Here is a 4,766-nt window from a genome sequence, read left to right as displayed (position 1 = left end):
ACCCACTGTTCAAACCCTTCACTCCATTTTGAAAGGCAAGAGTAAGACGGGTTCTGTATTCTGTGCTACCGTTTGCATTGGGAATTGCTGGGTGTTGGCAGGAGATGTTGAATAAATTTTGAGATTCTGTTACTCTTGTGACAGAATCTCAGAATGAAACCTTATGGCGGGCATCAGGGCTACTTTTACGTCTACAGATTGTGCCTTTCATATTGAAGGCTACGAAAAGATCGATTTCAGTTTGCTCTATGTAAACGGTGCTTTCAAAATTGGGAATCCCGAAATTGCCGAAAGTTATGCACCATTCAGACGCTGCTTGATGGTGATTGATCAAACTGTTTACGGTTTGTATCGCCAGCAGATCGATCGGTACTTCGCTCACTATCAGATCGATTTGACTGTTTTTCAAGTCAGTATCAAAGAGCCTGAAAAGACTCTGAGAACTTTCGAGAAGATTGTCGATGCGTTTGCCGATTTTGGACTGGTGCGTAAGGAGCCTGTTTTGGTTGTGGGTGGCGGACTCACGACCGATGTTGCTGGGTTCGCTTGTTCTGCCTATCGTCGCAAAACCAACTACATTCGCGTGCCCACAAGCTTGATTGGCTTGATTGATGCTAGCGTGGCGATTAAGGTTGCTGTCAATCACGGCAAACTAAAGAATCGTCTTGGTGCGTATCATGCCTCTCAAAAGGTGATTCTTGATTTCTCATTTTTGGGAACTTTGCCGATCGAGCAAATTCGCAATGGAATGGCAGAGTTAATCAAGATTGCAGTTGTGGGCAATAAAGAAATCTTTGAGCTGCTAGAAGAACATGGTGCGGCATTGCTGCACAGCCATTTTGGCTATCTGAATAGCACCCCTGAGTTGCAAGCTGTGGGGCACCGTCTGACTTACAAGGCAATTCAAGTCATGTTAGAGCTAGAGGTGCCCAACCTGCATGAGCTAGATTTAGATCGAGTGATTGCTTACGGTCATACCTGGAGTCCGACGCTAGAATTAACGCCAGAACCACCGATGTTGCACGGTCATAGCGTCAACATTGATATGGCATTTACGGCGACGATCGCCGAGTTGCGCGGCTATATTTCGGTTGAAGACCGCAATCGCATTTTAGGCTTAATGAGCCGATTGGGGCTGGCGATCGATAGCCTCTATCTCACCCCAGAACTCCTGTGGAAAGCGACCGAAGCAATTACGCGGACTCGCGATGGGTTGCAGCGAGCAGCGGCTCCCCGCCCGATTGGGCAATGCGTGTTTATGAACGACCTAACGCGATCTGAGTTGGACAATGCCTTAGCGGTTCACCGAGCGATCGCTCAAAACTATCCTCGTCAGGGCAATGGTGAGGATATGTACGTGCGCCTCGAGCCAGCCTTAGAGGGAGCAGGCGTATGAGACCCGTTACGCCCGTTGGAATTATCTCAGCGAAGTTAGCAGCCTTGGTCGGTCGCGCCGAGTCGATCGATGGGCTTGATCCGGTTTTCAAAGCTGAATTGCAGCAAGTCTGTGCCCTAGCTTGCGGACTCGACCCGTATTTGGATGTTTGTACGACACCCGAATCGCCTGACTTGGCTGCATTGGTGCAACGGACTCAAGCGGAGGACTGGAGCAAGCGATTTACGGATGGTGAAACAGTGCGCCAGCTAGAGCAGGAAATGCTCTCTGGGCATGTGGAAGGTCAAATGCTCAAATTTCTGGTGCATTTGACGCAAGCGCAACGGGTGCTAGAGATTGGCATGTTTACGGGCTATTCCGCTCTAGCGATGGCAGAGGCATTGCCCAGCGATGGACAGGTCGTGGCTTGTGAGGTTGATGCTTATGTGGCTGAATTTGCGCGGCAGTGTTTTAACGAGTCGACGGCCGGACACAAAATCGTAGTCAAGGTTGCGCCTGCTCTTGAAACCCTTAAGCAGCTTGCAGAGGCAGCAGAGGTGTTCGATCTAGTCTTTATTGATGCCGATAAAGCGGGTTACATCGACTACCTCAATCTGCTCCTGACTACCTCGCTGTTAGCTCCAAACGGGTTAATCTGTGCGGACAATACTTTGATGCAGGGGCAGCCCTATCTCTCGGAAACGCCTACGCCCAATGGCAAGGCGATCGCACAGTTCAACCAAACCCTGAGCCACGATCCACGAGTAGAGCAAGTCCTGCTACCTCTGCGAGACGGCTTGACCTTGATTCGGCGTATGTAGTCCATTAATCCGCCCACTCAAACCTATGATAAAAACCGCTCCCAAGGTTAAGCTTCTCTCTGAGCCAGCGGTCAGTGCGGGCAGCAGCGGGGTGAGATCGCGCTTAAAAACCCTTGCCACTCTTACTTTGCTGCTGCTGGCATTGCCGTTCAACCTTACCCTCGTGTCGATTGCTTTGCTGAGATCGCTAGTTCTTCGTCCGGCGCGATCAACCACAGTAAATCCGCAAACGGTTCTCATTAGCGGCGGCAAGATGACTAAAGCCTTGCAGCTTGCGCGATCATTTCACAAAGCAGGGCACCGAGTCATCCTAGTCGAGATGCACAAGTACTGGTTAACCGGACACCGCTTTTCTTGGTGCGTTGATCGGTTCTACACCATACCCAAACCGCAATCGTCGCAGTATGCTCAGGCATTACTGGAGATTGTGCAAAAAGAAAACGTTACTGTTTACGTTCCCGTTTGTAGCCCCGTTGCCAGTTATTATGATGCGCTCATTGCAGAAATGCTTGCGCCCCATTGCACCGTCATGCATGTGGATGTAGAGAGGCTCAAGCAACTGGATGATAAGTACGCCTTTGCGATCGCCGCAGGAACCCTAGGATTAAGCGTGCCAAAATCCCATCGCATCACCCATCCTCAGCAGGTGATTGACTTTGATTTTAGTAAGGCAAAGCGTCCCTATATCCTCAAAAGCATTCCTTACGATTCAGTGCGGCGATTGGATCTGACGCAGTTGCCCCTACGAGATGCTGAGGAAACGGCGACTTTTGTGCGATCGCTGCCCATTTCTGAAGCAAATCCCTGGATTATGCAGGAGTATATTCCAGGGCAAGAATATTGTACCCATAGTACTGTTCGTCAAGGACACGTGCAGCTTCACTGCTGCTGCAAGTCTTCAGCGTTTCAGGTCAACTACGAACACGTTGATCATTCTGAGATTGAACGGTGGATTCTCGCCTTTGTAAAGGGGCTGAACCTTACGGGACAAGTGTCTTTCGACTTCATTCAGGCAGCAGATGATGGACAGGTTTATGCGATCGAATGCAATCCGCGCACACACTCTGCCATCACGATGTTCTACAACCATCCTGATGTAGCACAGGCTTATCTAAATCTACATCCACTCCCCCACATGGCTCAGCCACTTGCCTCTAGCCGCCCAACCTATTGGACTTATCACGAAGTTTGGAGATTGCTAACCCAGCTACTTTCGCCAAAGATGCTCAGGCAACGATTACAGATTCTCGTAAACGGCAAAGATGCCATCTTTGAGTGGGACGATCCCCTCCCTTTTTTAATGGTGCATCATTGGCAGATTCCGCTATTACTGCTGGGAAGTTTTCGGCGCGGCAGTGAATGGATTCGGATTGACTTCAACATTGGCAAGCTTGTTGAACTGGGAGGAGACTAGAGCATGGAAAAATTGCAGATTTTGCATCTAGTTGGCTCTGCTGTGAGCGATTTTTACTGTGAGTTGTCGCGACTCTATGCCCAAGATTGTCTACAAAATACGGCGAATCCAGACCTCTATGAGTTCCACATTGCCTACGTGTCGCCAGATTTGAGGTGGCGGTTTCCCAAATCTTTAGACAAGGCCGAGATCGCCCAGACTCTCTCAGTTTCAGTCCTTGAAGCGGTCGCGGTTTTGATTCAACGACCGATCGATGTGATGGTACCCCAAATGTTCTGCCTGCCCGGAATGACTCAGTACCGTGCGCTATTCGATCTGCTCAAAATTCCGTATGTGGGAAATTCGGCTGAGCTAATGGCGTTAGCCGCAGATAAGGCAAAGGCGAAAGCGGTTGTCTCCGCAGCCGGGGTGACCGTGCCCGCTGGCAAGGTTCTGCATCGAGGCGATTGCTTATCTGTATCCCGTCCGTCGATTATTAAGCCGAACCATTCCGATAATTCATTGGGGTTGAGTTTAGTTACAACAGACACCGATGGAGATGCTGCTTTAGCAACTGCCTTTGAGTATGCAGATGAAGTCTTAGTTGAGGAGTTTATCGAACTGGGTCGAGAAGTTCGCTGTGGGGTAATTGTGCAAGCGGGCGAGTTAGTTTGCTTGCCCCTAGAAGAGTACGCCGTGAATCCCGAAACTCATCCGATTCGGACTTATGCAGATAAACTCAAGCAAAATGAAGATGGTAGTTTGGATTGTGCTGCTAAAGAGAAAACCAAGGCGTGGATTGTTGATCCTAGCGATCCAGTGACTCAGCGAGTTTGGGCGATCGCAAAACAATGTCACGTTGCTTTGGGCTGTCGGCATTACAGTTTGTTTGATTTTCGGATCGATCCACACGGACAGCCGTGGTTTTTAGAAGCAGGTTTGTATTGTTCGTTTGCTCAGAAAAGCGTCATTTCAATGATGGCTCAGGCTGCTGGAATTTCATTGACAGACCTGTTTCAAAATATGGTGCAGATGGCAGTGGCAGGAGAGGCTGACGCCTCAAACCCCCTCAAATAGCCTGGCTCCTTCAGCCCTTGATCAATCCATCTGAACCAGGGGAAAAGATGCTTTGCGGCTATTCCATCGAGGATGTTCCGCATCTGCTCTACTGTCGGGA

4 protein-coding genes are annotated in these 4,766 nt (G+C 49.6%); all 4 read left to right on the top strand.

Annotated elements, in window-relative coordinates:
• Positions 1-163 precede the first annotated feature (163 nt).
• From BGL89_RS15925 to BGL89_RS15910, 4 genes are read left to right on the top strand one after another with little or no spacing between them, the layout of a single operon-like run.
• Entirely contained in the window at positions 164-1,396 is a 1,233-nt protein-coding gene (locus BGL89_RS15925) for a sedoheptulose 7-phosphate cyclase (protein ID WP_286826524.1), read from the top strand.
• Positions 1,393-2,196: an O-methyltransferase gene (locus BGL89_RS15920; protein WP_158199512.1), complete on the top strand. Its 804-nt coding sequence runs from the start codon at positions 1,393-1,395 to the stop codon at positions 2,194-2,196. Before BGL89_RS15925 ends, BGL89_RS15920 begins: the two co-directional genes overlap by 4 nt.
• Positions 2,197-2,221: 25 nt before the next feature.
• Positions 2,222-3,610, top strand: coding sequence for an ATP-grasp domain-containing protein (locus BGL89_RS15915; protein WP_286826523.1), 1,389 nt, complete (start codon positions 2,222-2,224; stop codon positions 3,608-3,610).
• Positions 3,611-3,613: 3 nt separating this feature from the next.
• A complete protein-coding gene (locus tag BGL89_RS15910; protein WP_286826522.1) occupies positions 3,614-4,666 on the top strand; it encodes a D-alanine--D-alanine ligase family protein in 1,053 nt (350 codons plus the stop codon).
• The last annotated feature ends 100 nt before the right edge of the window (positions 4,667-4,766 follow it).

This window comes from Microcystis sp. LSC13-02 (genome assembly GCA_002282935.1).
Taxonomy (GTDB): domain Bacteria; phylum Cyanobacteriota; class Cyanobacteriia; order Cyanobacteriales; family Microcystaceae; genus Microcystis.
The sequence above is the reverse complement of the archived record's forward strand: the minus strand, read 5'-3'. Positions and strand labels throughout refer to the sequence as shown.

Bases quoted from the DNA above. Each gene is read 5' to 3' on its own strand.
- BGL89_RS15925 (WP_286826524.1), top strand. From the start codon at position 164: ATGGCGGGCATCAGGGCTACTTTTACGTCTACAGATTGTGCCTTTCAT.
- BGL89_RS15920 (WP_158199512.1), top strand. From the start codon at position 1,393: ATGAGACCCGTTACGCCCGTTGGAATTATCTCAGCGAAGTTAGCAGCC.
- BGL89_RS15915 (WP_286826523.1), top strand. From the start codon at position 2,222: ATGATAAAAACCGCTCCCAAGGTTAAGCTTCTCTCTGAGCCAGCGGTC.
- BGL89_RS15910 (WP_286826522.1), top strand. From the start codon at position 3,614: ATGGAAAAATTGCAGATTTTGCATCTAGTTGGCTCTGCTGTGAGCGAT.